This is a genomic window from Saccharopolyspora sp. ID03-671 (assembly GCF_045278815.1).
Taxonomy (GTDB): Bacteria; Actinomycetota; Actinomycetes; order Mycobacteriales; family Pseudonocardiaceae; genus Saccharopolyspora; species Saccharopolyspora ipomoeae.
This window is the reverse complement of sequence record NZ_CP134054.1, coordinates 3198458-3221962: the sequence shown is the minus strand read 5'-3', so window position 1 is coordinate 3221962 and position 23505 is coordinate 3198458. Positions and strand designations below refer to the sequence as shown.

Below are 23505 nucleotides of genomic sequence, written 5' to 3'. Positions count from 1 at the left end.
CCGCTCGGCCGAGCGGCCCCGTGCGAGGTTACCGGTTGCGACCACGTCCGTACGCTTCGTAGTGCACGACGTCCTCAAGAGGCATCCGCTGACGCCACCCGTGCCGCTCCAGGTCCGGCGTGTCGGCGAGCTCGCGAACCGGCCCCACGCACAACCATGCCACCGGCCTGACCTCGCTGGGAACTCCCAGCAGTCGCCGCAGGAACTCCTCGCGGTAGAAGCTGACCCAGCCGACGCCCAGGCCCTCGGCGGTCGCGGCCAGCCACAGGTTCTGGATCGCCAGGCACACCGAGTACAGGCCGGCGTCGGCGATGGCGTGCCTGCCCAGCACCTGCGGCGCGCCGCGGTTCGGGTCGTAGGTGACGGCGATGCCCAGCGAGGACTCCACGATGCCCTCGACCTTGATCTTGCTGAAGGTGTCGGCCCGCTCGCCGTCGAGGCCGCTGGCGAACACGCTGCGCTCGGCGAGCACGTGCTCGCGGAACTGGCGGCGCGTGGTGGCGTCGCGGACCAGGATGAAGTCCCACGGCTGGGAGAGCCCGACGCTGGGCGCGGTGTGCGCGGCAGTGAGCACGCGGCGCAGCACCGGCTCGGGGATGTCGGCGCCGGAGAACTCGCGGCGGACGTCGCGCCTGCGGTTGATCACGTCGTAGAGCTCGGCGGCGGGGGCGGAATCGGTCAGGCCGGGGTTGTGTCCAGGGGTCTTCATCGCGGTCAATGCTGCACGCCGATACCGGTCACCCGCGCTCAAGGTGACCGGTATCGCACGTTGTTCGAACGGATCGCCCTATTTGTGGTGATAGGGGAGCAGCGCCATCTCGCGGGCGTTCTTGATCGCCTTGGCGACCTCCCGCTGCTCCTGCGCGGTCAGACCGGTGACCCGGCGGGAGCGGATCTTGCCCCGGTCGGAGATGAACTTGCGCAGCAGGGTGACGTCCTTCCAGTCGACCTGGACGACGCCCTCGCGCTGCAGGAGGTTCGGCTTCTTGCGGCGTTCGGCGGGTCGGCGCACGGCGCTCACCAGCTCGACTTCGTCACACCGGGCAGTTCGCCGTTGTGCGCGGCTTCGCGCAGCCGCACCCGGGACAGCCCGAACTTCCGGAAGTACCCGCGCGGCCGCCCGTCCACGGCGTCCCGGTTGCGCACCCGGGTCCGGCTCGCGTTCCGCGGCTGCCGCTGCAGCTCCCGCTGGGCTTCGACCCGCGCCTCCGGCTCGGTCTCCGGCGACGCGATGATCCGCTTCAGCTCGCTCCGCCGCTCCGCGTACCGCGCGACGATCTCCTTCCGCTGCTCGTTCCGGGCGATCTTCGACTTCTTGGCCATGCCTTCCTCTCTCGACTTCGCGTCCCACACCCCCCGATCCGGCGACTCAAGTCGAAAACCGCGGTTTTTGTACGACGAAAACCGCTGTTTTTGACCGATGAAAACCGGGGTTTTCGACCGGGTGACACCTGCGTGTGTGGCCGGGGGAGTGGTGGGGTCAGCGTTCTTCGCGGAATTCGACGTGCTTGCGGGCTACCGGGTCGTACTTGCGGAGGCGCATGCGGTCCGGGGTGTTGCGGCGGTTCTTGGTGGTGACGTACGTGAAGCCGGTGCCCGCGGTGGAGCGGAGCTTGATCACCGGGCGGGTGTCGGTGGCTTTGGCCATCAGAAGCGTTCTCCTCGGGTGCGCATGTCGGCCACGACCGCGTCGATGCCGCGCTTCTCGATCGTCTTCATGCCCTTGGTGGACACCCGAAGGCGGATCCAGCGGTTCTCCGACGGCAGCCAGTAGCGCTTGTTCTGCACGTTGGGCAGCCAGCGTCGGCGGGTCTTGTGGTGGGAGTGCGAAACCTGGTTGCCGTAACCGGGCTTCTTGCCGGTCACCTGGCAGCGGACGGACATGACCTACCTCTCGATAACGACATCCATTTTCATCTGGCTGGCCCCCAGGGTAGCGTGTCGGTAGCGAAGATGAAAACCGTTGTCGATTGAGGTGGGGATGTTCACCGATCCGTCCGCGCGGACGCCGCTGCTGCTGGTGGCCGGACTCCGCGAACCCCAGGTCGCCGAGGTGGCCGAGGCCGCGCGCCGCCGCGACCCGTCCGGCACCGCCCTGGTGCACGCCGACCTGCGCTCGATCTCCGAAGGCGTGGTGCGCCGCGAGGTCCGGCACGGCGACCACGTCGACAGCCACGTCCTCGAACTCGCCCACGGCTGCGTGTCCTGCACGCTGCGCGAGGACCTCCTGCCGCTGCTGCGCAGGCTCGCCGCCGCGCCCGACGTGCGCCGCATCGTCGTCCGGCTCGACCCGGCGCTGGAACCCGAGGCGATCTGCTGGGCGCTGCGGCACGTCGAGGTCGACGGCCGCACCCTGCTCACCGACGTCGCCGTCGAAGCCGTCCTGACCGCCGTCGACCTCGAAACCTGGCTGCCGGACAGCCTCGGCGAGGAGGAGCTCGCCGAACGCGATCTCGGCGGTAGCGCCGACGACGAGCGGACCGTGGCGCAGGTGACCGTCTGCCAGGCCGAGTTCGCCGACGCGATCGTGCTCGCCGGTCGGGCCGAGGACCGCTGGCAGCGGGTCCGCACCGAAGCCGTGCTGGCCCGGCTCACCCCGACCGCACCGCTGGTCCACCTCGACGACCTCGACGTCGACGCCCTGCTCGCCCGCGTCCCCGCCGACGCCCGGCGCGGTGAGGTCGACGGCCCGCACGGCAGGCTGCTGCGCGGCCAGCCGTCGCTCGACACCGACGCCGGCGTGGCAACGGTGCTGTTCGAGGAGCGCCGCCCGTTCCACCCGAAGCGCCTGCACGAGGCCATCGACCTGCTGCTGGACGGGGTGGTGCGCACCCGCGGCCGGTTCTGGGTGGCCAGCCAGCCCGACGACGCGCTGTGGCTGGAGTCCGCGGGCGGCGGGCTGGCCGTCGCCCACGCCGGACCGTGGCTGGCGACCGTCGACGACTGGGACGACCTGTCCGACGACCGGCGCATGAGAGCCGCGCTGAGCTGGGACGACTACTACGGCGACCGGATGAACGAGCTCGTGGTCATCTCCTGCGACGCCGACCCGCACGAGATCGTCCGCGCCCTGCGCGACGCCGTGCTCACCGACGACGAACTGGCCGCCGGCGAGGAGGTCTGGGCCCGGTACCCCGACCCGTTCGCCGACTGGCGCGAAGAACCCTGCGCCGAACCCGCCGAATCCGAGCTGAAGGGCAACCAGTGAAACCCGACATCCACCCCCGCTACGAGCCCGTGGTGTTCCAGGACCGCACCACCGGCAAGGCCTTCCTGACCCGCTCGACCGCGACCTCCGAGGCCCGCATCGAGTGGGAGGACGGCAACACGTACCCGCTGATCACGATCGACGTCACCGCCTACTCGCACCCGTTCTGGACCGGCAACCAGCGGGTCATGGACACCCAGGGCCGGGTGGAGAAGTTCCGCCGCCGCTACGGCGACCGTCAGCGGTAGGGGCAGGCAGCGCTCGGCTCGCGCGGCGGTGCGAGCCGAGTCCCACACCTCAAGCAGCGGCTTCGCCGCATCCGATGGGAGGAGAACCGAGAGATGGCCGTTCCCAAGCGCAAGATGTCGCGGGCCAACACCCGCCACCGCCGCTCGCAGTGGAAGGCGAAGGCGCCCGAGCTGGTGCCGATCGTCGTCGACGGCGAGCGGAAGCTGGTGCCCCGCGCGCTGATCCGGCACTTCCAGGAGAAGTGAGCGTCCCGGCGCGCGTCGTCACCAACCGTGATCGGCGCGCGCCGCGGTCGAGACCGCCGTCACCGCGACGCGCGAGGTGGCGGGGCTTCTCAGCTGGTTCTCAGGGCAACGGGTAACACTGTCCGCATGCGCATCCTCGTCGTCGACGACGATCGTGCCGTGAGGGAGTCGCTGCGAAGGTCCCTGCAGTTCAACGGGTACCAGGTGGAGCTCGCCGCGGACGGTCAACAAGCACTGGACCTGCTGGCCGACAGCCGCCCGGACGCGATGGTCCTCGACGTGATGATGCCCCGCCTCGACGGTTTGGAGGTGGCGCGGCGGCTGCGCAGCACTGGCGACGACCTGCCGATCCTGGTGCTCACCGCCCGCGACGCCGTGTCCGACCGGGTCGCCGGGCTCGACGCCGGCGCCGACGACTACCTGCCCAAGCCCTTCGCGCTGGAGGAGCTGCTGGCCCGGCTGCGCGCGCTGCTGCGCCGCGCCACGCCGCCCGAGGGCGGCCCCGACGCCCAGCCCGCCGCGCTGCGCTTCGCCGACCTGGAGCTGGACCCGGGCACCCGCGAGGTCCGCCGCGGCGAGCGCGCGATCAGCCTCACCCGCACCGAGTTCGCCCTGCTGGAACTGCTGATGACGCACCCCAAGCAGGTGCTCACCCGCAGCAGGCTGCTGGAGGACGTGTGGGGCTACGACTTCCCGACCTCCGGCAACGCCCTGGAGGTCTACATCGGCTACCTGCGCCGCAAGACCGAGGCGGAGGGTGAGCCGCGGCTGATCCACACCGTGCGCGGTGTCGGCTACGTGCTCCGCGAGACGCCGCCATGATGGGCAATCCGATGACCGTTCCCGCACCGCCCCCACCCGAGCTGGACGAACCGCCGCGGCCGAGCCGGCTGCAGCGGGTGTCGCTGCGCAACCGCGTCACCTGGCTGGCCGCGATGTGCGTGGCCGGTGCCGTGGCGCTGGTGTCGGTGGGCGCGTTCGTGACCGTGCGCGACAGCCTCTACCAGCAGCTCGACGACAACCTCACCGAGCGCGCGGTGGAGGCCGCCGAGGGGCCGCTGGTGCGCACCGCCGACCTCCAGCAGGTGCCGGTGGCGTTCTTCGTCGCCACCAACTTCAAGATCAACGTGCTGTCCGCGGACGGCACCGTGTTCGGCCCGGAAGAGCGCCCGCCGATGAGCGTGCTGGAGCTCTCGGTGGCCAAGGGCGAGGCGCAGCGCTCGCTGCGCACCGACAAGGCCAGCAACAGCCGCGTCGTCGCGGTGCCCACCGGGCGCAACGCGGCCCTGGTCATGTCGACCTCGCTGCAGCCGACCCAGGGCACGTTGGCGCAGCTCAGCGTGGTCCTGGTGGTGATGGGCGGTGCCGGGATCCTGCTCGCCGCGGCGGCCGGGACCGCGGTCGCTCGGGCCGGTCTGCGGCCGGTGCAGCGGCTGACGGCCGCCACCGAGCGCGTGGCGCTGACGGGTGATCTGCGGCCGATCCCGGTCAGCGGTGACGACGAGCTGGCGCGGCTGACGGCCAGCTTCAACGGGATGCTCACCGCCCTCGCCGAGTCGCAGGAGCGGCAGCGGAGGCTGGTCGCCGACGCCGGGCACGAGCTGCGCACGCCGCTGACCTCGCTGCGCACAAACCTGGAGCTGCTGCAGGCGGCGGCCCGGCCGGACGCGCCGTCGCTGTCCGAGCAGGACCAGCGGGAGATGTTCTCCGACGTCCAGGCCCAGGTGGAGGAGCTGTCCGCGCTGGTCGGCGACCTGGTGGAGCTCGCCCGCGAGGACACCCCGCAGGCCGTGCACGAGCCGGTGGACCTGGTCGAGGTCGTCGAGCGCGCCCTGGGCCGGGCCCGGCGGCGCGCCCCGCGCATCGAGTTCGACGTGGATCTGAGCCCGTGGGTGATGATGGGCGACGCGACCGCGCTGGAGCGGGCGGTGCTGAACCTGCTGGACAACGCCGCGAAGTGGAGTCCGGAGGGCGGGCGCGTCCGGGTCGAGCTGCGGCCGGAGGAGGGCGCCGGGATGACGGTGCTGGAGGTCGCCGACAGCGGGCCGGGCATCGCCGAGGCCGACCGGCCGCACGTCTTCGAGCGCTTCTACCGCTCGTCGGTGGCGCGGACGCTGCCGGGCTCGGGCCTGGGTTTGTCGATCGTCAAGCAGGTCGCCGAGCGGCACGGCGGTTCGGTGCTGGCCGCGGAAGCCCCGGAGGGCGGTGCGCTGCTGCGCATGTCGTTGCCCGGCAACTCTCAGCAAAACGAACAGCAATGAACATCTGATTCCATTTCAGGCGGCTGATCCCCGGCTGTCGGTCCCGTATTCCGTCAGGTATTGTTTGTTTTTGTTGACTTGACGGGTGAAAGACGGCGCCGGGCCAGGGAGTGGACTTGCTCGCACGACAACGCCAGGAAGTGATCCTCGACGAGGTGCGGCGCACCGGAGCCGTGCAGGTCGGCGAGCTGGTGCAACGGCTCGGCGTGTCCGACATGACCATCCGCCGCGACCTCGACGCGCTGGCCCGGCGCGGCCTCGTCGAGAAGGTCTACGGCGGCGCGACCTCCACCATCGGCACCAGCACCGACGAACCCGGCTTCGAGGCCAAGTCCGTCCGGCAGCTCACCGAGAAGGAAGCGATCGCCGCGCTCGCCGCCGAGCAGATCCAGCCCGGCACCGCGATCGGCCTGTCCGCCGGAACCACGACCTGGACGCTCGCGCGCCAGCTCGACGAGATCCCGGACCTGACCATCGTCACCAACTCGGTCCGCGTCGCCGACGCCCTGCAGCAGCGCGGCCGCGTCGACCGCACCGTCGTGCTCACCGGCGGTGTGCGCACGCCCTCCGACGCGCTGGTCGGACCGGTGGCCGTGCAGTCGCTGCGCTCGCTGCACCTGGACCTGGTGTTCCTCGGCGTGCACGGGATGGCGCCGCGCGCCGGATTCACCACGCCGAACCTCAACGAGAGCGAGACCAACCGGGCCTTCGCCGAGGCCGCGGGCCGGTTGGTGGTGGTCGCCGACAGCTCCAAGTGGTCGACCGTCGGGATCTCGACGATCGTCGATTTCGACGAGGTCGACCTGCTGATCAGCGATCAGGGGCTGCCGCCCGAGGCGCGCGAGCTGCTGGGCGAGCACGTCGAGCTGCTGCTGGCAGATCAGCAGCCAACGGAGGAGGAAGAGTGAAGCGCACCGCGCGCCGCCTGGCCGACGGCCGGGAGATCATCTACTTCGACGACGACGGCGCCCAGGAGCGCACCGCGGAGGACACCCGCGAGCTGCCGCCCCAGGCGCCGGCGTCGGAGATGCGGCGTGATCCGCTGACCGGTGAGTGGGTGGGCATCGCCGCGCACCGGCAGTCCCGCACCTACAAGCCGCCGGCGGAGATGTGCCCGCTGTGCCCGAGCACCCCGGGGCGTCCCAGCGAGATCCCCGAGCCCGACTACGACATCGTCGTCTTCGAGAACCAGTTCCCGTCGTTCGCCCAAGGGATCCCCGGCGAGGCGGGTGTCGTGGACGGGATGCCGATGGTTCCGGCCGCGCCCGCGCGGGGCCGCTGCGAGGTCGTCTGCTTCACCTCCGACCACCACTCCTCGTTCGGTTCGCTGAGCGCGAAGCGGGTGCGCGGCGTCGTCGACGTCTGGGCCGACCGCACCGCCGCGCTCAACGAGACGCCCGGTGTCGAGCAGGTCTTCTGCTTCGAGAACCGCGGCGAGGAGATCGGCGTGACGCTGCACCACCCGCACGGGCAGATCTACGGCTACCCGTTCGTCACGCCCAAGACCGCGACGATGCTTCGCGTCGCCGAGCAGTACCGCGCCGAGCACGGCACGCACGTCATGGGCGACGTGCTGGCCGCCGAGCGCGCCTCCGGCGAGCGGGTGCTGGTCGACTCCGAGCACTGGACGGCGTTCGTGCCCGCGGCCGCGCGCTGGCCCGTCGAGGTGCAGATCGTGCCGCACCGCCAGGTCCCCGACATCGTCGCGCTCACCGACGCCGAGCGCGACGACTTCGCCACCACCTACCTGGACGTGCTCGGGCGCCTGGACCGGCTCTACGACAAGCCGCTGCCCTACATCGCCGCCTGGCACCAGGCCCCGGTCAACACCGGCCGCGACCTGTCGTGGCTGCACCTGGAGCTGTTCTCGGTGCTGCGCAGCGCGGACAAGCTGAAGTACCTCGCGGGCTCGGAGTCCGGCATGGGTGTGTGGATCAACGACGCCACCCCGGAGCAGATCGCCGCCCGCCTGCGCTGAGCGCGGCAGCGGGTCCGAACCGGCCGCGTCGACCGGTCGGTTCGAACCGGAACTCCCGACCCGCTCTCGCCTTTCGGGCGGTTCGACGGGGTAGGTGAGGACGATCATGGCGACTTATCATCCGGGACCACAGCCAGATCTCAGGCACTTCTCAGACGCCCGGAGCACAGTGGGAGCCATGACCGAACACACCCCGGAATTCGGTGACAAGCCGGACGAGCCGAAGCCGAGCGGAGAAGGCGTCGGCGCGGGCGAAACCCCTCAGTCCGGGGTGTCGTCCCAGCAGCCGAACACCGCCGAGGCCCAGCCCGGTTCGGCGAGCCGGCCGACGCAGCCGACCCAGTACCAGCCCAACCAGCCCAACCAGCCCGGTTCGCAGCAACCCGGCCCGTACGGCCAGGACCCCTACGCGCAGCAGCACCCGTACGGCGTGCACCAGCAGCCGCAGCAGACCCAGCAGTTCGGGCAGCAGCCCTGGTACGCCTCGGGCCAGGCGACGCAGCAGAAGAAGTCCGGCCGTGGCCTGGCCACCGGTGTGGCCGTGCTCGCGCTGGTGTGTGGCCTGGTCGGAGGCGGTGTCGGCGGCTTCGTCGGGTACCAGCTCGCCGGTGACACCAGCACCGGGGCCAGCGCGCTCGACGAGTCCAAGCCCGCCCGCAGCGCCAGCACCGCGCCGCAGGGGTCGGTGCAGCAGGTCGCGCAGAAGGTCCTGCCGAGCGTCGTGCAGATCCAGATCGCCAGCTCGCAGGGCTCCGGCGAGGGCTCGGGCATCGTGCTCAGCAGCGACGGCCTCATCCTCACGAACAACCACGTCGCCGAGGGCGGCCAGGGCGGTCGGCTGACCGCGCTGTTCCACGACAACCGCACCGCGCCGCTGCGCGTCGTGGGCACCGACCCGAACTCGGACCTGGCGGTGGTCAAGGCCGACATCACCGGGCTGACCCCGGCCGAGCTCGGCCGCAGCGACGACCTGCCGGTCGGCTCGCAGGTCGTGGCGATCGGTTCGCCGTTCGGCCTGTCCGGCACCGTGACCAGCGGCATCGTCAGCGCCAAGGACCGCCCGGTGCGCGCGGGCGGCGAGTCGGGCAGCCAGGACACCGTCCTCAACGCGCTGCAGACCGACGCCGCGATCAACCCCGGCAACTCCGGTGGTCCGCTGGTGGACATGGACGGCCGCGTGGTCGGCATCAACTCCGCGATCTACAGCCCCGGTTCCGGCCAGGAGCAGGCCGGTTCGGTCGGCCTCGGCTTCGCGATCCCGATCGACCAGGCCCGCCGCATCGCCACCGAGCTCAAGGAGACCGGCTCGGCCAGCCAGACCACGCTGGGCGTGATGATCACCAACGCCAACCAGCCCGGTGCGATGGTCCGCGAGGTCACGCCGAACGGCCCCGCTCAGCAGAGCGGGCTCCAGCCGGGCGACGTGATCACCAAGATGGACGACCGGTCGATCCTCGACTCGGACGCCCTGGTCGCCGCGGTTCGATCGCACAACCCCGGTGATCGGGTCAAGATCACCGTCACCGGCCCCGGCGGCGAGCGCACGGTCGACGTGACGCTCGTCGGCCAGAAGGGCTGACCCCTGATCGCGTCGGCCGAGTTCCCGGAGCCCATGCCCCCTTCCTGTGCGGCTCCGGGACCGGCCGACGTGTCCAAATGCTTGTCTGAGAACTCGTTCTGCGCAGCGGTGCGGGTAGCGGAACCTCAGACGCCGCCTGGCTCCGGGATCCGCGACTGATGTATGACCAAATACACGGCGCTGCGGCTGTCCTCACCAGGCGACGTCTGAGAACCCGCGGCGGTGCCAGTGGCGAGGGTGGTTGTGAAGACGAAGGAACATCTGGGGAGGACCATGTCTGACAAGACGCGCACCGTGACCGGGATCGCGCCGAAATTGGTGGAGCTCACCGACTCCTTTGACCTGACCGAACCCGACCTTGGCACTACGGTTACCGGCATGGAACGCAGCGCGCAGCGGCTGGGGCGGGCTCTGGTGGTCGTGGTGGACGACCGGATCGCCCAGGGCGAGCAGGAGGACAACATCGGTCCGCTGGTGACCGAGTTGCTGGAAGAGGCCGGATTCATCGTCGACGGGACCGTCGCGGTGGCCGGTGAAACGGTGGACATCCGCAACGCGCTGAACACCGCGGTGATCGGCGGTGTCGACGTGGTGATCACGGTCGGCGGCACCGGCGTGTCGCCCCGGGACGTCACGCCGGACGCGACCGCGGGCGTGCTGGACCGGCCGGTCCCGGGCATCGCGGAAGCGCTCCGCGCCTCCGGGCTGGCCGCGGGTGCGGTCGACGCCGGGGTGTCGCGCGGGCTCGTCGGGGTCTCCGGCAGCACGTTGGTGGTGAACCTGGCGGGTTCGCGGTCCTCGGTCCGCGACGGCATGGCGACCCTGACACCGCTGGTGGCCCACGTGATCGAGCAGCTCTCGGGGCTCGACACCCCGTGAGGCGGACGACGACTCCCTGAGGGGAGAACGAAAGAGCGGTGGCGGCTCCCACGTGGGAACCGCCACCGCTCTTCTCGTCGATCAGCTGGGCTTCGCACCGCCGGTGGGGTCGTCGGGGCCCCTGTTCTGCGAACCGTTGGACCCGGTTCCGGGGTCGTCCTTCTTCGCGGAGTCCCCGTTGGCGGAATTCCCGGGGCCGGCGTCGGCGCCGCCGGAGTCACGCTTGAGGACGCCCTCGACCTTGCCGCTCACCGACTCGATCTTGTCGTGGTACTTGCCGCCGGTGGCTTTGTCCAGGCTCGACTTGGCGGCGTCGAGCCCTTTGGCGGCGTGGGGGCTCGCCTTCTCGGCGAGCTCCTCGGCCTTGCCCTTGGCTTGGCCGGCCAGTTCCTTGGCCTTGTCCAGGAAACTCATCGCAGCCTCCCTGCGTCGCTGTCTCCCGCGACGGCGAGATACGCACACACTGTAACCGATTTCACACTCGCTGAGACCGGTTCGTGCGAGAACGATCGCGATCGAGGCAGGATGGACGGGTGACCAGCGAATCCGAGAAGAAGGCCGAGCGCGACCGGCGCCGCAGGCTCGCCGAGATCTTCGGCGACGTGCTCCCGGAGACGACCTCCGACGATCGCCCCGAGCCGTCCTCGGCGAGCACCCGCGAGAGCTGGTACCGCGAGAACCGCCCCCCGCACCACGACGCCCGCTAGGGCCGGATCAGGTCAGTTGCGCGAGGACGCGGTGCCGCCGTTGGTGGAGGCGGTCTTCTCCTCGGTGCTGGCGAGGCCCTCGATGTGCGGCAGGCCCTGCTCGGCGCGCAGCAGGTTGCGGATCTCCAGCAGCAGCTCGACGTCGGTGGGCTCGGACTGACCCTCTTCCTTGCCCTTCTTGCGGCGCTCGGAAATCTTGTTCATCGGGACGACGAACAGGAAGTAAACGACGGCGGCCGTGATGAAGAACGTGATCACCGCGTTGATCACCGCGGCGAAATCGATCGTGGAAGCGTTGTTGCCGGGAACGACCGTCAGGCTCAGGCCGGTGACGTTGCCACCGCCGGTGGCTGCGATCAGCGGCTTGATGATGCTGGTCGTGAAGGCCGTGACCAGCGCGGTGAAGGCGCTACCGACGACCACCGCGACGGCGAGGTCGATGATGTTGCCGCGCATCAGGAAGTCCTTGAATCCCTTGAGCACGCTGGAACTCCTCTCGAAGAATGCGGGTCCGGATTTTCCGGATCGATGATCGCGCCGTTTCTCGCCACCGATCGGCGCGGTTTCAGGCACTGCGGGGCAGCGTAACGGTAGTTGAATCCCGGAAAGTCATTACCGACGCTCAATGCTCACCCGATTGGGTTACCCCTGTGGTGATGTCCACATCGCTGCGCACCTCCCCGATGGCGAGGACCAGCGCCAGCAGCAGGAGGGTCGCGGCGGCCGTTCGGCGCAGCCACAGCGCGCTGCTCCTGCTCAGCAGCAGGTCGCGCAGCCTGTCCAGCGGGGTGGGGTCGAGCCCGGAGCGTGCGGGCATGGCGCGCCTCCCTGAGCGTTCGGCGGAGATCGGTTCGTCCGAAGGTAGGGACGCGCTCACCGGCGGGGGAAGGGGCGGGTTCGAATCTGTGGAGCAACCCGGTGCTTGTGGACAACTCGGCTCACCCCTGCGAATGAACGCGGATGCCGCCCGGCCGCGGAATTCGGACTTCTCGGGCGCACGACAAAGCCGCCGGTCACCTCGAAAGGTGACCGGCGGCCGGGAAGTGCGGAATCAGGAAGCCGCGGCGGTGGTGCTGCTCGACGACCCCGATGAGGAGGAGCTGGAACTCGTCGACGAGCTCGTCGAGGACGACGAGTCCGAGGAGGAGCTCGACGAGGAGCCGGTCGTGCTCGACGCGGAGGACGAGGACCGGTTGTCGGTGCGGTAGAAGCCGCTGCCCTTGAACACGATGCCCACGGCGTTGAACAGCTTCCGGAGGCGGCCGCGGCACTGCGGGCACTCGGTGAGGGAGTCCTCGCTGAACGACTGCACCTGCTCGAATCGATGGTCACATTCGGTGCAGGCGTACTGATATGTGGGCACGGCCGCGAACCTCCGAAATCTGGGCTTGGCACTCAAACTACGGGAGTGCTAACCCGATAATGCTAGATCAGGGGTGTCCAGTGCAAACAGCGCTACGTCACACCGGCAGCCGCACGACCCCGCGCGAGGGCGTGACGACGCTGGTCATCCGCACGTCGTGGTCCTCACCGGGCAGCGCGGGGACGAACTCGGAATCCCGCACGACGCCCAGCAGCTCGGCCGCCGAATCGCGCAGCGGCAGCGACCGGTCGTAGTGACCGGCCCCACGCCCCAGCCGGACTCCCCGGTGATCGATGCCCAGAGCCGGGACGAGGATCACCTCGGCGCGGGAGATCGCGTCGGGGCCCAGCCGCTCGCCCGCGGGCTCCAGCAGTCCGAACGTCGCCGGTTCCAGCGAGTCCGGACCCGTGTACTCGGCCCAGTCCAGCGGCTGCTTCCGGCGCACGATCGGCAGCAGCACCCGCAGCCCGGCCTCGCGCAGCAGCGCGGGCAGATCGGCGCCCGGCTCCGGCCCGACCGGCACGTACGCGGCCACCACGCTCAGGTCCCGCTGCCGCAACCAGCCGAGCAGGCTCGTCAGCAGCGCGCGGTCGTCGGCCTGCCGGGTTGGTTCGTCCAGTTCGTCGCGCTGGCGCAACAGTCGGCTCCGCCAGTCCGCTTTCGACGTACAGAATTCATCCAGTGAGCTCACGGGTTCACTCTAGGTTTGACCGATAAGCTGCGGCGTCATGAGCAGCCCGACGAGCACGCCGACCGCGTTCCGGACCGCCATCGTGCCGGCGGCAGGCCTGGGAACCAGGTTCCTGCCCACCACCAAAGCCGTGCCCAAGGAGTTGCTCCCGGTCGTGGACACGCCCGGGATCGAGCTGGTGGCGTCCGAAGCGGCCGAGGCCGGTGCGCAACGCCTGATCATCGTCACCTCGCCGGACAAGGGCGCCGTCGCCGACTACTTCCAGCCGAACCCCGAGCTGGAGCAGACCCTCAAGGCCCGGGGCAAGGACGGCCTGCTGGCCAAGGTGCACCGGGCGTCGGAGCTCATCGAGGCCGAGACCGCGCTCCAGGAGAAGGCGCTCGGGCTGGGCCACGCGGTGGGCTGCGCCGAGGACTCCCTCGGCGACGACGATGACGCGGTCGCCGTCCTGCTGCCCGACGACCTCGTGCTGCCGACCGGGGTGCTGAAGCGGATGGCCGAGGTCCGCGCCCGCTACGGCGGCAGCGTGCTGTGCGCCTTCGACGTGCCCCGCGAGCACATCTCCGCCTACGGCGTCTTCGACGTCGCCGACACCGACGCCGACGACGTCAAGATCGTCAACGGGATGGTCGAGAAGCCCGCCCCGGGCGACGCGCCGTCGACGCTGGCCGCGGCGGGCCGATACCTGCTGGACCGGGCCATCTTCGACGCGCTGCGCCGCATCGAGCCCGGCGCCGGTGGCGAACTTCAGCTCACCGATGCCGTAGCGTTGCTGATCTCGGAGGGACACCCGGTTCACGTCGTGGTCCATCACGGTGGGCGACACGACTTGGGAAATCCTGGCGGTTTCCTGAAAGCTGCGGTGGACTTCGCGCTAGCGGATCCCGAGTACGGGCCGGACCTGCGGGACTGGCTCGCCGAGCGGATCGACAGAAGCTGATGCCGAACGCCGGGTAGGCCCACCCCGGCGCCGGTGAGGAGCGGGGAAGAGGCGACAGCCATGAGGTCAGTGGACGAGCAGCTGGCGCGCGTGCTCACGGCCGCCGTCCGGCCCGCCCCTGTTCGGGTGGCGATCTCCGAGGCGCAGGGACTGCTGTGCGCCGAGGAGGTCGTGGCCGAACGGGCGCTGCCCGGATTCGACCAGGCCGCGGTCGACGGCTACGCGGTGCGCAGCGTCGACGTGCAGTCGGCAGCCGAGGAGTCCGTGGTGCTGCCGGTGGTCGGGGAGATCCCGGCCGGTTCGCGGCAGCCGCGCAGGCTCCAGCCCGGTCAGGCGGTGCGGGTCGCCACGGGTGCCCCGCTGCCCACCCTGGCCGACGCCGTGGTGCCGCTGGGCTACACCGACGAGCACCCGGCCAAGATCACCGTCGAGCAGCCGGTCCCGTCCGCCGCGTTCGTCCGCCGGACCGGCGAGGACGTGCAGACCGGCGACGTCGCCGTCCGCCGGGGCGCGCCCATCGGCTCGGCCCAGGTCGGACTGCTGGCCGCCGTCGGCCGCGACAAGGTGCTGGTCCACCCGCGTCCGCGCGTCTCGATCATCTCGCTGGGCGACGAGCTCGTCGACGTCGACCGCACGCCCGGCCAGGGCCAGGTCTACGACGTCAACTCCTACGCGCTGTCCGCGGCCGCCCGCGACGCCGGCGCCGAGGTCACCCGCGTCGGCATCGCCAGCAACGACCCGCGCCGGCTGCGCGAGGTCGTCGAGGGGCGGCTGCTGCTGTCCGAGATCGTGGTCATCGCCGGTGGCGTCGGCGGCGCCGCCGGTGGCGACGTGCGCTCCGCGCTGGCCGACCTCGGCTCGCTCGACGACGACCGGGTCGCGATGCAGCCCGGCTCGGTGCAGAGCTTCGGGCGACTCGGCCCCGACGAGATCCCGACGTTCGTGCTGCCCGGCAACCCGGTCAGCGCGCTGGTGGTCTTCGAGGTCCTGGTCCGGCCGCTGATCCGCTCCGCGCTGGGCAAGGAGAACCCGCACCGCCGCAGCGTCTCCGCCGAGCTGCTCTCGCCGATCACCGCGACCAAGGCCCGTCGCGGATTCCTGCGCGGCCAGCTGCTGCGCGACCCCAAGAACGGCTCCTACCTGGTGCAACCGCTGGGCACCTCCGGTTCGCACCTGCTGGCCTCGCTGGCCGAGGCGAACTGCCTGATCGTCGTGGACGAGGACGTCACGGAGGTCGCGGCGGGCGAGGACGTGCAGGTGCGGTTCCTCTCGCAGCGTTCGTGAGCCCGGATGCAGCCCACCGACGCTGATGGGTTCCCGATCGGCCGCCACCCGGGCTGGCCGGCGCGGCTCGGCCCGCTGCGCACCGCGCGCGGTGCGGTGGCGCTGCGACCGCCCCGGCTGCGCGACGGCGGGATCTGGAGCCGGACCCGGCTGCAGGACCGCGACTACCTGCAGAAGTGGGAGCCGACGGCGCTCGGTGGCTGGCGGGAGCGCAACGCCCCCGCCGCCTGGCCCGGCCAGTGGGCGGCGCTGCGCGGGATGGCCCGCCGGGGTCAGGCTCTGCCGTTCGCGGTCACCGTGGACGGCGAGTTCGCCGGTCAGCTGACCGTCGGCAACGTGGTGCGCGGCGCGCTGCGCTCGGCGTGGATCGGTTACTGGGTGGCGAGCAGGCTCGCGGGCGGGGGAGTGGCGCCCGCCGCGGTGGCGCTGGCCGTCGACCACTGCTTCGGCCCGGTGGGTCTGCACCGGCTGGAGGCCACCGTCCGGCCGGAGAACGAGCGCAGCATCCGCGTCCTGGAGAAGTCGGGCTTCCGCCGCGAAGGGCTCTTCCAGCGCTACCTCGACGTCGCGGGCTCGTGGCGGGACCACTACGTCTACGCGCTGACGACCGAGGAGGTCCCGGACGGCGCGGTCACCCGGCTAGTCCGCTCCGGCGGCGCCACCCGCTTCTAGGAGCTGTTTGCCGATCACCTTGCTCAGCGGTGCGGGTGGCAGAACCTGATCGGCTCCGTGGACTCCGTGCGCCGCTCCTTGAGTATGCCGATACGCGGCGTCCCGGCGTACTCGCCACGAAGCCGATCAGAACCTGCGGCGGTTCCGGCTGCCAGGGTGGTGAACGAGGATGCGGCTCCGCCGCATGCCTCAACAGGTCCTAACGGCTGAGATCGATCGCACACCGCGGGCCCCGACCTGCGGCAGCGCAGCGCGGATTGCTCCGAACGGTCGCCTGATCGAGGGCATTCGGCGGTGCGGAACCCGACACGCCGGTGTCGATGTTGCTCGCGACTGCTCTGTTCGTGCGGTTCTGTAGTCCGAGGCACAACTGTTGCGCGGCGTGGCTGCGAGACAGGAGTGACCGATGTGACTAGCGTGGCGATCGCAGATCTGTGCACTGCCGGTGGCCAGGGGGAGGTGGCGACGATGCCGAGCTCATTGATCTTCGCTGCACTGGCGGCGGCCTGGCTGGTCGTCCTGGTGCCCATGTTCGCCCGCCGTCGGCAAGAAGTGTCCAGGACCACCGATTCCGCGCTCGCGGCCCGAGTCGTGCGGCGCGGCAGCGATCGGCGACCGGCGAGATCGGAAGCCGCGACAACCGACAGGGTGGAGGTCGGGATGCCTGAACCCGGGCTGGACGTCGACGAGCAGGACGTGGACGAGACCGTCGAGGAGCACGACGAGGACTGGCGTCCCGTCAACAGCGAGGACGTCCGGGCCGGTCGTCGCTACCGCCCGGGCCGGGGTGGGTACGACCCCGAGGCCGCGGCCCTGGTCGCTCGCGCCAAGTACGCGCGCAGGCAGCGCATCGTGCTCACCATGCTGCTGCTCGCGGTCACCACCGCGCTGCTGGCGGCCCTGCTGTGGCCGGTCCTGTGGTGGGGTCACGTCCTCGTCGACCTGTCGCTGGTCGGTTACCTCACCTACCTGCGCCGCCAGGTCCGCATCGAGGAGGACATCCGCGCCCGCCGACTGGCTCGCATCAACGGCGAGCGCGAGCTCGACGAACCCGAGCTGGACGAGGCCGAGCTGGACGAGCGCGACGATTACCGCGATGGCGACTACCGGGACGGCGATTACCGGGACGACTACGACGACGACTACGCGGGCGACCCGGAGTTCGACGAGCTCGGCGAGTTCGTCGAGGACTACGAGGAGGAGGTCGAGGCCGAGCGCAGGCCCGAACCCGTCTCCGCCCAGGACCGCGCCGCCGACATCCGCCCCGTCGTCCCCGGCGTCCGCGTCGAGATCGACGACGAGGACCCCGTCTTCGACGAGCTCGACGAGCGCACCTGGGAGCCCTACCGCAGGGCGGCCGGGGAGTGACATCCGCGACGAGGGGGGGTGCTGCACAGCTCCGGACCGGGGCTTGCTAAGCTCTCCTCACAACAAAGCCGGAGGGTCTGACTCACCGGCGAGGGGCTGTAGCGCAGTTGGTAGCGCGTCTCGTTCGCATCGAGAAGGTCAGGGGTTCGATTCCCCTCAGCTCCACCTTAGAGGTACTACTAGAACACGTGCCTGATTGAAGGCCCTGGAGTAGTACCGCGACGCCGGAAGGCGAGGACGGGCCACCCGCTTGGCGGGTGGCTCTTTTGCTGTCTCGGGGTACCGGAACGGCGGGCATGCTGTGCTGTGTGTCTCGCGTTGACCGTTGCGTCTGCTGGATGGCATGGAGCTGACTGAACGGTTCCTGGAGATCGTGGTCGGTGACTTCCTCATCCTCGATGTAGATGTTGTGGAAGACCGCCTGGTTGAGCAGGCGCCGCTGCTCGTCGTTGCACCGCCGGTACAACTGTTCGGGCCGTTCGAGCAGCTTCAGGCTCACGTCGATCAAGCGGGCGGCATCGGTGAGGTCGGCGGAGGCGGTGTCGAGGCGCTGGTTGAGGTGCCGTCTCTGGCGTTCGATGTCGCGGAGCTTGGCTTTGACCTTGGTCTGCGGCAAAGTGCCGTCGGCTGCGAGGTCGATCACGTTCTCCTCCTGGGTGTCGAGTTCGGCAAGCTGGCTGGACAGTTGCTGGTGCAGCAGTCGTGCGGATTTCTCCTGTTCGCTGATGACGGTGTCGATCTGGGCTCGGACATCGCCGATGAACGACTGGCTGAAGCGGATCGTGGCGTAGTGCCGTTCGACGGCGTCCTCGACCAGTTCGGCGTTGACGTGCGGGGCGTCGCAGGTGCTGTTCTGCCGGTTGCGGCAGAAGAAGTACAGGTACTCGGCGCCCTTGGAGTTGACGGTGCGCTGGATGATCATCCGTTGGGTAACCCCGGCTCGGCGGCACCGTCCGCAGAACAGCGAGCCCTTGAGGTAGTGGTGGTGCACCCGCCGCCGCTCCTTGGCCGCGGACCGGGCGGTGATCCGGTCCTGAACCCGGTCGAAGAGGTCTTCGTCGATCAACGGCTCGTGCCGGCCGCGGACCTCTTCGCCCTTGTAGGTCACGTAGCCGATGTAGTAGCGGTCCCGCAGCATCTGGGAGAGCTTGTTGATCGAGACCTTCTTCGCCGGGTGCTTGGCGGTAGGGCGGGTGCGTAGGCCGCGGTCGTAGAGTTCGTCAGCGAGCTCATCGAGCGTGTAGTTGCCGGTGTCGTACAGCTCGAAGGCGAGCTGTACGAAAGGCGCCCGCTCGTCGTCGAGGACGATGGTGCGGATCACCCGGCCGTCGGAGTGGTCGATGTGGTTGAGATACCCCATTTTGGCGCGGCCGAGAGTGCCGCCAGTGCGGGCTTTTTGCCCCATCTTGTTGGCGATGTCGGCGCCGGACTGGCGGGACTGGTACTCGTTGAAGGTGGCCAGGATGCCGTGCATGAGCTGTCCGACGGGCGAGTCATCGACCGCTTCGGTGGCGGAGACGAGCGTGACGCCGCGTTTGCGGAGGTCGGCCATGACGATGGCGTCGTCGTAGCGGTTCCGCGCCATGCGGGAGAGCATGTAGACGATGACGTAGTCGATATCACCCTGAGCGCGCACGCGTGCCAGCATCCGCTGGAACGCTTCCCGTTTGGTCATCTCCGTCGCCGAGCGGCCGGGCTCGACATACTCATCGATGACGGTCAGGCCCAAGTCCTTGGCTTTGCGCAGGCACGCCTCCCGCTGGGCCGGGATGGAGATGCCTTCGGGGTCGTAGTCGGTCTTAACCTGCCCGGTGGAGGACACGCGCAGGTAGATCACCGCACGCGTCCCTGGTTCCACGCCATCCGCAGGGTGCTCGACAGGAACAGCGATATCCTGCTGCAACTCGTCGTTGGAGTCAGCGTATGCGCTGGTCATGACAGCCCTTCGTGATTCGGTGTGAGCAAAGGGATTTCGTCCAACGGCTCACTGGTCAACAGCGGGTGAGATCCCGACCCGGACCGGTTCCAGGAGGTTCAGGTTCGATTTCCCTCTGAGGTCGTGTCGTTGAGGCGGTGCGTGGGACATCGTCAGACCTCCTTGCGAGTGTTGCGTAACCGCGTGCTCGGTGTGGTGGCTGTGTGTGTTGAAGGGGGAACGCCCGGACCTACGCTGCCCGGCGAGGTTGTCGCTGGTCAGCCGTCGTTGCGCTGTCCGATGCGCCGGTGTCGGCCAGTGTCGATTGCTCATCGTCGGTCTCGTCCTCCAACATCTCTGCCGCGAGGCTGGCGACCACTTGCGCGAGCTTGTGGATATCTGGTGGATCGCGGCGGACACCGCGAACGACCAGGTTCTGGCCGGTCCGGCGGGCGTTGCCTCGCTTTCGCGTCTTCCTGGCTGAGGCGCTGGCGTTGCCCCGCGGCTGGGGTTCGGTCGGAACCGTAACGCCGGCGCTGTCGTCGAGGTGGGGCATCTTGGCGACGGTGCCGGGTTCGTGCTCGCCTCCATCGGTTGAGGCGTGCTGGGCGTGGGGTTCGTCGGGGCACATGAGCGCACCTTTCGGCCCGCGAGCCCGCTGCCGAGCGGGAGGTCGCGGGCGCTGGTCGGCCGGTTGGGCAACCGTCGACGCAGCGGACACACCCCAGCCGGGTCACCCGCGGCCCTTACCACGGGGGCTTGATCGGGCGCGGGCACGCGCCTTGACGCGCGTTGTGGTGGCTGGGGGTGTCGGCGTGGGCGATCAGTGGGACTTCGACTCCCCGACTGCTCGCGGGCACTCGTCGGGGCCAGTACTCCACCGACCGACTGGACCTCGGCGCCCCGGGGCACACCCGTCGGGAAGCGCTCGGTACTGGGTAGCGGCGCGGGACGGTCGACGCGCGGTCCAGATTTCAGTAAGCGGGATCAGGCGCTCGCACTCTGTTGATTCGCAATCACGATTTAGCTCGTGGCTGGTGCTCCTTTCCTGATAGCGCGTTATGGCGTTGGGGACGCGACGTTTCGGATCGTCCCCTTTTCGGTCAGGCCGCCTCTCCGGCGCCGCTGGGTAGTTCACCGAGCAGCCGACGAATGAATATGTCGTGGTAATCCGGCCGCAGGTCAATTCCTTGGAAGGATCGGCCCAACTGTCGCGCGGCGAGGCCCGTCGTGCCGGCACCAGAGAAGGGGTCGAGAACCCGGCCGTTTTCCGGGCAGCCCACCGCGATACACCGCTGTGGAAGGTCGATCGGAAACGGAGCACAGTGTGCATCCGGCAGTGGTCGTGTGGAGAGCGACCAGACGTCGCCGACATTCTTCCCGGTTCCCCGAGGCTGCCACGGGGACCGGACCGTGTGCGGCTTGTTGCCTCCACGATGACTCTTCCGATGCTCCGGGCGGCTCTGCGACAACGGTTCGAGCGCGCGGGCTGGGTCGAAGTAGTAGTCCGGCTGCTTCACCAAGAAGAAAACCGTCTCGTAGCGTGACGAGAATCGATCTGATGCCGGGTCCGGTATGCCGTTGGGCTTGTGCCAGACCATCGCGTTGCGAATAATCCACCCGTCTTGTTGCAAAGCGAGAGCAGTCCGCCATGGAATACCCATGAGACTTTTGTGGCGAACGGCCGAGGGTGCCTCTTCGTTCGTTATTTTGCGCGTGCTTCCCGTGCCGCTGTTGTGGTAACTAAAACTATCCCGGAGATTGATCCAGTACGTCCCCCGTGGGGTCAGCACGCGCCAGACTTCCGCGCTCACCTTCCGCAGCCGATCAACGTGGTCATCGATCGTTGGCTCCAGGCCGTATTGCTGATCGTGCGCAAGAGCGCCGCACTTCCTGCAGCGCTTGTTGACGCTCGAACGAAGCCACGAGGATGTGCGTGTCTTGGTGGTCCGGCGTTGATGGGGTGTTGTTCCCAAGGTGTGTCGGCACTCGGGGTTTCCGCCGACCCAAACTGCGGTTCCGTAATCACGCAATCCCCAGTGGGGTGGCGAGGTGACGACACAATCCACCGAGGCACTGGATAGCGATTCCATGATCTGAAGTGCATCGCCAACGTGCAATTCGATGGCGTCCTCACGATAGTAGAGCCCGTTCATGCGACATCCCGCTGCGGAGTTTCTTGACGGTGTGCGGTTGCGGGAAGGCGGAAAACGAGTACGTCAAGATGAGCAGAGATGGCGGTCGGGCGGCCGTGAATATCTGTGCTTTCCGGGAGGTGTCCTGCGCGGCTGACAATTCTCGGGCGCACCCGGTTTCCTCGAATCGGCGTGGTCAGGGCGATGCAGTGGTCGGCGGGGACGAGACCGATCGCGTCGGCGGCGTCGTGGATCTTGCCGGGCAGGTCGAGCAGCCGGCCGTGACGGCGCCACGGGCGGCAGGTGATGACGATGTGCCCGCCAGGCCAGACCCAGTCGGCGACGGCGTCCAAGTCCTCATACAGCCCGACCAGCACCCGGCTGGGGTCGCTGTGCGGGGTGTGCCTCAGCCCCGTGAGCACGAGGTCGACGGCACTGGGCAGCTCGGCGGCGCGGGGGTCGTCGACGCTGTCCAGCAGGGTCGCGGAGCCGACCGGGCCGGCGAGGCGGGCGAGGTCGAGGTTGGCTTCCAAGGCGGATTCCCACCGAGGATCGGCGGGCAGACCGAGTGCATCCCGGCCTGCCCGGAGGGCTTCGGCCAGGACCAGTCCCGGTCCCGGGTTCGGGTCGCAGATGGTGTCGCCGGGAGCGGTGTAGGTAGTGATGATCTGCCGCGCGACCTCCGGGGTCAGTGCGGTGTCGCCGCGGGTGGCCCCGACGCGCCGATCCGCGACCTGCCGAGCAGGGGTGGCGCGACCGGTGTCCCAGACGCTGCCGGGGCGCAGGGCGGTCTTAGGCATGGCGGACCTCCGGGAGCGGGGTCGAACGACGGAACACGGAGGCGGTGGTGTGGATGCGGCGGTGGCCGCCGAGGGCGATCTCCCGGCGCCTGCGCCGGGTCGCCGGCCGAGGGGCGGACGGGGGTTCGTGAACCAGGATCAGCCGGTCGCTCAAGATCAATCCGGCCAATGCCGCGGCCCGCGGCAACTGCCCCGAATGGCCCACTTGCGCCTGCCGGTGATCGCTACTGTGCGTGAGTACGACGACGTTGCCGGCGGGAGCCAGCGCGGGCGTGAAGTCGGCCATCGCGAACGGGTCCGCGGGATGCTCGGACCAGCCCGCGATGATCAACGCGAAGGCGTCGGAATCCGGACCGGAGGGCTCGCCGGGCGACTGTCTGTCGGTCGGGTTCGCGACCGGCTCGGCTAGGTCGCCGGGCCGGGGGGCGAGTCCGGACCCGGACCCCGGGGCGGCGGGCAGCTCCCCACCCGCCGCGGCGAATTCCTGATCGCTGTGAGGCCGGGAGTCCGGATCGGTAGCCGCGCCGCGGCCGAGTCGGAGGACGGACTCCACGAGCCGGTCCCGACGCGTCCGGCTCGAACCGGTCGCTGGGGACTCGGGGGCCGCGAGCATGATCCGGTCGCCGGGCGCGGTGTAGGTCGTGGTGATCATTGAGACCGCGGCGGTGACGATCTCGTCGGCGTCCGCGGCGGGGTCGACGAGACACAGCCGCACCGTCGCCGAGACCGGCGGGCCGGTGCGTTCGCGGCGTGGTTCGCGGACCACCCCAATGCGAGGGCTCGGTTCGTGGCTGTTGGGGGTGTCGGGAGGCGGTACCTCCGGGAGCGGGAGGGCAGACATCGCGTACTCCGGTGATCGGTCGGTCTTGCCAAGGACACCCCTGAAGTCCGCGAAAACGGCCCCGATTCGCCACCGGCCTCCAAGATTTTTTGATGAGTTCTCAGCCGGAGTGGACACCTAGTGTCACTGGCTTCGTCGTCGCTGCCGACCCGCTAGTTGATCTTTAGGTGGTCTATGCAAGATCAACGGCCGCTCCGGCTGGCGGGGGCCAGTAGAGTCCGCGGTGGGCTTGTCCAAGATCGTCCCGGAAATTTCTCAAGATCCTTTCTCTTGTTCCGTATCTCCGCCTGGCTGAGGTGACAGCAATGGAACAGCTTCTGACTAACGCCGCAGCGCACAGGCTTGCTGTTCGTCTAGATCGCGATCTCGAAGTTGATCAGAAGATGATCT

General features: G+C 69.5%; 28 protein-coding genes, 1 tRNA gene and 1 pseudogene. 15 read left to right on the top strand and 15 right to left on the bottom strand.

Going from position 1 to position 23505, the window contains the following annotated elements:
* Positions 1 to 28: 28 nt before the first annotated feature.
* The 5 genes from bluB to rpmB all read right to left on the bottom strand — a co-directional run bounded on the left by bluB (position 29) and on the right by rpmB (position 1884).
* Positions 29 to 709: a 5,6-dimethylbenzimidazole synthase gene (gene bluB / locus REH65_RS14725; protein WP_281458201.1), complete on the bottom strand. Its 681-nt coding sequence runs from the start codon at positions 707 to 709 to the stop codon at positions 29 to 31.
* 78 nt (positions 710 to 787) lie between these two features.
* Positions 788 to 1021 (bottom strand): 30S ribosomal protein S18, encoded by a 234-nt coding sequence (gene rpsR / locus REH65_RS14720; RefSeq protein WP_281458200.1) that lies wholly within the window; start codon positions 1019 to 1021, stop codon positions 788 to 790.
* Positions 1018 to 1323: a 30S ribosomal protein S14 gene (rpsN, locus tag REH65_RS14715; RefSeq protein WP_281458199.1), complete on the bottom strand. Its 306-nt coding sequence runs from the start codon at positions 1321 to 1323 to the stop codon at positions 1018 to 1020. Before rpsN ends, rpsR begins: the two co-directional genes overlap by 4 nt.
* A 157-nt stretch (positions 1324 to 1480) precedes the next feature.
* The gene (rpmG, locus tag REH65_RS14710) at positions 1481 to 1648 is read right to left on the bottom strand and encodes a 50S ribosomal protein L33 (protein ID WP_281458198.1); all 168 of its coding nucleotides are present in this window, start codon (positions 1646 to 1648) and stop codon (positions 1481 to 1483) included.
* Positions 1648 to 1884, bottom strand: coding sequence for a 50S ribosomal protein L28 (gene rpmB / locus REH65_RS14705; protein WP_281458197.1), 237 nt, complete (start codon positions 1882 to 1884; stop codon positions 1648 to 1650). Before rpmB ends, rpmG begins: the two co-directional genes overlap by 1 nt.
* A gap of 79 nt (positions 1885 to 1963) precedes the next feature.
* On the opposite strand from rpmB, the gene mrf reads away from it, so the two are divergent.
* From mrf to REH65_RS14660, 9 genes are all read left to right on the top strand, one after another.
* Positions 1964 to 3208 (top strand): ribosome hibernation factor-recruiting GTPase MRF, encoded by a 1245-nt coding sequence (gene mrf, locus REH65_RS14700; RefSeq protein WP_406692839.1) that lies wholly within the window; start codon positions 1964 to 1966, stop codon positions 3206 to 3208.
* The gene (locus tag REH65_RS14695) at positions 3205 to 3456 is read left to right on the top strand and encodes a type B 50S ribosomal protein L31 (RefSeq protein ID WP_406692838.1); all 252 of its coding nucleotides are present in this window, start codon (positions 3205 to 3207) and stop codon (positions 3454 to 3456) included. The genes mrf and REH65_RS14695 overlap by 4 nt, the downstream gene beginning before the upstream one ends.
* Before the next feature lie 93 nt (positions 3457 to 3549).
* Positions 3550 to 3702: a 50S ribosomal protein L32 gene (gene rpmF / locus REH65_RS14690; RefSeq protein WP_406692837.1), complete on the top strand. Its 153-nt coding sequence runs from the start codon at positions 3550 to 3552 to the stop codon at positions 3700 to 3702.
* A 126-nt stretch (positions 3703 to 3828) separates the two neighbouring features.
* Positions 3829 to 4524, top strand: a complete 696-nt coding sequence (locus REH65_RS14685) for a response regulator transcription factor (protein WP_281458194.1) — start codon at positions 3829 to 3831, stop codon at positions 4522 to 4524.
* 11 nt (positions 4525 to 4535) lie between these two features.
* Positions 4536 to 5963, top strand: a complete 1428-nt coding sequence (locus REH65_RS14680; RefSeq protein WP_406692836.1) for a sensor histidine kinase — start codon at positions 4536 to 4538, stop codon at positions 5961 to 5963.
* A 116-nt stretch (positions 5964 to 6079) separates the two neighbouring features.
* On the top strand, positions 6080 to 6871 hold the full coding sequence (locus tag REH65_RS14675; protein ID WP_406692835.1) for a DeoR/GlpR family DNA-binding transcription regulator: 792 nt from the start codon (positions 6080 to 6082) through the stop codon (positions 6869 to 6871).
* Positions 6868 to 7941 (top strand): galactose-1-phosphate uridylyltransferase, encoded by a 1074-nt coding sequence (gene galT / locus REH65_RS14670; protein ID WP_406692834.1) that lies wholly within the window; start codon positions 6868 to 6870, stop codon positions 7939 to 7941. The genes REH65_RS14675 and galT overlap by 4 nt, the downstream gene beginning before the upstream one ends.
* 178 nt (positions 7942 to 8119) lie before the next feature.
* Complete coding sequence (locus tag REH65_RS14665; protein WP_406692833.1) at positions 8120 to 9520, top strand: S1C family serine protease; 1401 nt, start codon at positions 8120 to 8122, stop codon at positions 9518 to 9520.
* Positions 9521 to 9898: 378 nt separating this feature from the next.
* The gene (locus REH65_RS14660; RefSeq protein ID WP_281458208.1) at positions 9899 to 10399 is read left to right on the top strand and encodes a MogA/MoaB family molybdenum cofactor biosynthesis protein; all 501 of its coding nucleotides are present in this window, start codon (positions 9899 to 9901) and stop codon (positions 10397 to 10399) included.
* Between the two features lie 81 nt (positions 10400 to 10480).
* On the opposite strand, the gene REH65_RS14655 is transcribed toward REH65_RS14660, so the two are convergent.
* Positions 10481 to 10813 (bottom strand): antitoxin, encoded by a 333-nt coding sequence (locus tag REH65_RS14655; protein ID WP_406692832.1) that lies wholly within the window; start codon positions 10811 to 10813, stop codon positions 10481 to 10483.
* Between the two features lie 119 nt (positions 10814 to 10932).
* Here REH65_RS14655 and REH65_RS14650 point away from each other — a divergent pair, with 119 nt between their 5' ends.
* Complete coding sequence (locus tag REH65_RS14650) at positions 10933 to 11106, top strand: hypothetical protein (protein ID WP_406692831.1); 174 nt, start codon at positions 10933 to 10935, stop codon at positions 11104 to 11106.
* A gap of 12 nt (positions 11107 to 11118) precedes the next feature.
* Here REH65_RS14650 and mscL read toward each other — a convergent pair whose 3' ends face one another.
* The 4 genes from mscL to REH65_RS14630 all read right to left on the bottom strand — a co-directional run bounded on the left by mscL (position 11119) and on the right by REH65_RS14630 (position 13160).
* Positions 11119 to 11589, bottom strand: a complete 471-nt coding sequence (gene mscL / locus REH65_RS14645) for a large conductance mechanosensitive channel protein MscL (RefSeq protein WP_406692830.1) — start codon at positions 11587 to 11589, stop codon at positions 11119 to 11121.
* 139 nt (positions 11590 to 11728) lie between these two features.
* Entirely contained in the window at positions 11729 to 11923 is a 195-nt protein-coding gene (locus tag REH65_RS14640) for a hypothetical protein (RefSeq protein ID WP_406692829.1), read from the bottom strand.
* A gap of 234 nt (positions 11924 to 12157) precedes the next feature.
* Positions 12158 to 12469, bottom strand: a complete 312-nt coding sequence (locus REH65_RS14635) for an FmdB family zinc ribbon protein (RefSeq protein ID WP_406692828.1) — start codon at positions 12467 to 12469, stop codon at positions 12158 to 12160.
* 97 nt (positions 12470 to 12566) lie between these two features.
* Positions 12567 to 13160 (bottom strand): 5-formyltetrahydrofolate cyclo-ligase, encoded by a 594-nt coding sequence (locus tag REH65_RS14630; protein ID WP_406692827.1) that lies wholly within the window; start codon positions 13158 to 13160, stop codon positions 12567 to 12569.
* A gap of 37 nt (positions 13161 to 13197) precedes the next feature.
* Here REH65_RS14630 and REH65_RS14625 point away from each other — a divergent pair, with 37 nt between their 5' ends.
* The 5 genes from REH65_RS14625 (at position 13198) to REH65_RS14605 (ending at position 17589) form a co-directional block, all read left to right on the top strand.
* Positions 13198 to 14100 carry a UTP--glucose-1-phosphate uridylyltransferase gene (locus tag REH65_RS14625; RefSeq protein ID WP_281458183.1) on the top strand — a complete coding sequence of 301 codons (903 nt, stop codon included), beginning with the start codon at positions 13198 to 13200 and terminating at the stop codon, positions 14098 to 14100.
* 60 nt (positions 14101 to 14160) lie between these two features.
* Positions 14161 to 15384: a gephyrin-like molybdotransferase Glp gene (glp, locus tag REH65_RS14620; RefSeq protein ID WP_406692826.1), complete on the top strand. Its 1224-nt coding sequence runs from the start codon at positions 14161 to 14163 to the stop codon at positions 15382 to 15384.
* A gap of 6 nt (positions 15385 to 15390) precedes the next feature.
* Positions 15391 to 16056, top strand: a complete 666-nt coding sequence (locus REH65_RS14615; RefSeq protein ID WP_406692825.1) for a GNAT family N-acetyltransferase — start codon at positions 15391 to 15393, stop codon at positions 16054 to 16056.
* Positions 16057 to 16524: 468 nt separating this feature from the next.
* The gene (gene glpR / locus REH65_RS14610; protein WP_406692824.1) at positions 16525 to 17424 is read left to right on the top strand and encodes a gephyrin-like molybdotransferase receptor GlpR; all 900 of its coding nucleotides are present in this window, start codon (positions 16525 to 16527) and stop codon (positions 17422 to 17424) included.
* Positions 17425 to 17516: 92 nt separating this feature from the next.
* Positions 17517 to 17589 (top strand) — tRNA-Ala (locus REH65_RS14605).
* Positions 17590 to 18274: 685 nt separating this feature from the next.
* Here the strand turns inward: REH65_RS14605 and REH65_RS14600 are convergent.
* The 5 genes and pseudogenes from REH65_RS14600 to REH65_RS14580 all read right to left on the bottom strand — a co-directional run.
* A pseudogene (locus tag REH65_RS14600) lies at positions 18275 to 19360 on the bottom strand (recombinase family protein); the annotation flags it as partial.
* Between the two features lie 229 nt (positions 19361 to 19589).
* Positions 19590 to 19970: a hypothetical protein gene (locus tag REH65_RS14595; RefSeq protein ID WP_406692823.1), complete on the bottom strand. Its 381-nt coding sequence runs from the start codon at positions 19968 to 19970 to the stop codon at positions 19590 to 19592.
* A gap of 472 nt (positions 19971 to 20442) precedes the next feature.
* A complete protein-coding gene (locus REH65_RS14590; protein ID WP_406692822.1) occupies positions 20443 to 21495 on the bottom strand; it encodes a DNA-methyltransferase in 1053 nt (350 codons plus the stop codon).
* Entirely contained in the window at positions 21492 to 22274 is a 783-nt protein-coding gene (locus REH65_RS14585) for a DNA modification methylase (RefSeq protein WP_406692821.1), read from the bottom strand. The genes REH65_RS14590 and REH65_RS14585 overlap by 4 nt, the downstream gene beginning before the upstream one ends.
* Entirely contained in the window at positions 22267 to 23115 is an 849-nt protein-coding gene (locus tag REH65_RS14580) for a hypothetical protein (RefSeq protein WP_406692820.1), read from the bottom strand. Before REH65_RS14580 ends, REH65_RS14585 begins: the two co-directional genes overlap by 8 nt.
* Positions 23116 to 23505: the final 390 nt, after the last annotated feature.

What these genes read in the sequence shown, in the direction of transcription:
- bluB (WP_281458201.1), bottom strand. Translation starts at nt 709, where the DNA reads ATGAAGACCCCTGGACACAACCCCGGCCTGACCGATTCCGCCCCCGCC.
- rpsN (WP_281458199.1), bottom strand. Translation starts at nt 1,323, where the DNA reads ATGGCCAAGAAGTCGAAGATCGCCCGGAACGAGCAGCGGAAGGAGATC.
- rpmG (WP_281458198.1), bottom strand. Translation starts at nt 1,648, where the DNA reads ATGGCCAAAGCCACCGACACCCGCCCGGTGATCAAGCTCCGCTCCACC.
- rpmB (WP_281458197.1), bottom strand. Translation starts at nt 1,884, where the DNA reads ATGTCCGTCCGCTGCCAGGTGACCGGCAAGAAGCCCGGTTACGGCAAC.
- rpmF (WP_406692837.1), top strand. Translation starts at nt 3,550, where the DNA reads ATGGCCGTTCCCAAGCGCAAGATGTCGCGGGCCAACACCCGCCACCGC.
- REH65_RS14685 (WP_281458194.1), top strand. Translation starts at nt 3,829, where the DNA reads ATGCGCATCCTCGTCGTCGACGACGATCGTGCCGTGAGGGAGTCGCTG.
- REH65_RS14680 (WP_406692836.1), top strand. Translation starts at nt 4,536, where the DNA reads ATGACCGTTCCCGCACCGCCCCCACCCGAGCTGGACGAACCGCCGCGG.
- REH65_RS14665 (WP_406692833.1), top strand. Translation starts at nt 8,120, where the DNA reads ATGACCGAACACACCCCGGAATTCGGTGACAAGCCGGACGAGCCGAAG.
- REH65_RS14660 (WP_281458208.1), top strand. Translation starts at nt 9,899, where the DNA reads ATGGAACGCAGCGCGCAGCGGCTGGGGCGGGCTCTGGTGGTCGTGGTG.
- REH65_RS14655 (WP_406692832.1), bottom strand. Translation starts at nt 10,813, where the DNA reads ATGAGTTTCCTGGACAAGGCCAAGGAACTGGCCGGCCAAGCCAAGGGC.
- REH65_RS14640 (WP_406692829.1), bottom strand. Translation starts at nt 11,923, where the DNA reads ATGCCCGCACGCTCCGGGCTCGACCCCACCCCGCTGGACAGGCTGCGC.
- REH65_RS14625 (WP_281458183.1), top strand. Translation starts at nt 13,198, where the DNA reads ATGAGCAGCCCGACGAGCACGCCGACCGCGTTCCGGACCGCCATCGTG.
- glp (WP_406692826.1), top strand. Translation starts at nt 14,161, where the DNA reads ATGAGGTCAGTGGACGAGCAGCTGGCGCGCGTGCTCACGGCCGCCGTC.
- REH65_RS14615 (WP_406692825.1), top strand. Translation starts at nt 15,391, where the DNA reads ATGCAGCCCACCGACGCTGATGGGTTCCCGATCGGCCGCCACCCGGGC.
- glpR (WP_406692824.1), top strand. Translation starts at nt 16,525, where the DNA reads ATGCCGAGCTCATTGATCTTCGCTGCACTGGCGGCGGCCTGGCTGGTC.
- REH65_RS14595 (WP_406692823.1), bottom strand. Translation starts at nt 19,970, where the DNA reads ATGTGCCCCGACGAACCCCACGCCCAGCACGCCTCAACCGATGGAGGC.
- REH65_RS14590 (WP_406692822.1), bottom strand. Translation starts at nt 21,495, where the DNA reads ATGAACGGGCTCTACTATCGTGAGGACGCCATCGAATTGCACGTTGGC.
- REH65_RS14585 (WP_406692821.1), bottom strand. Translation starts at nt 22,274, where the DNA reads ATGCCTAAGACCGCCCTGCGCCCCGGCAGCGTCTGGGACACCGGTCGC.
- REH65_RS14580 (WP_406692820.1), bottom strand. Translation starts at nt 23,115, where the DNA reads ATGTCTGCCCTCCCGCTCCCGGAGGTACCGCCTCCCGACACCCCCAAC.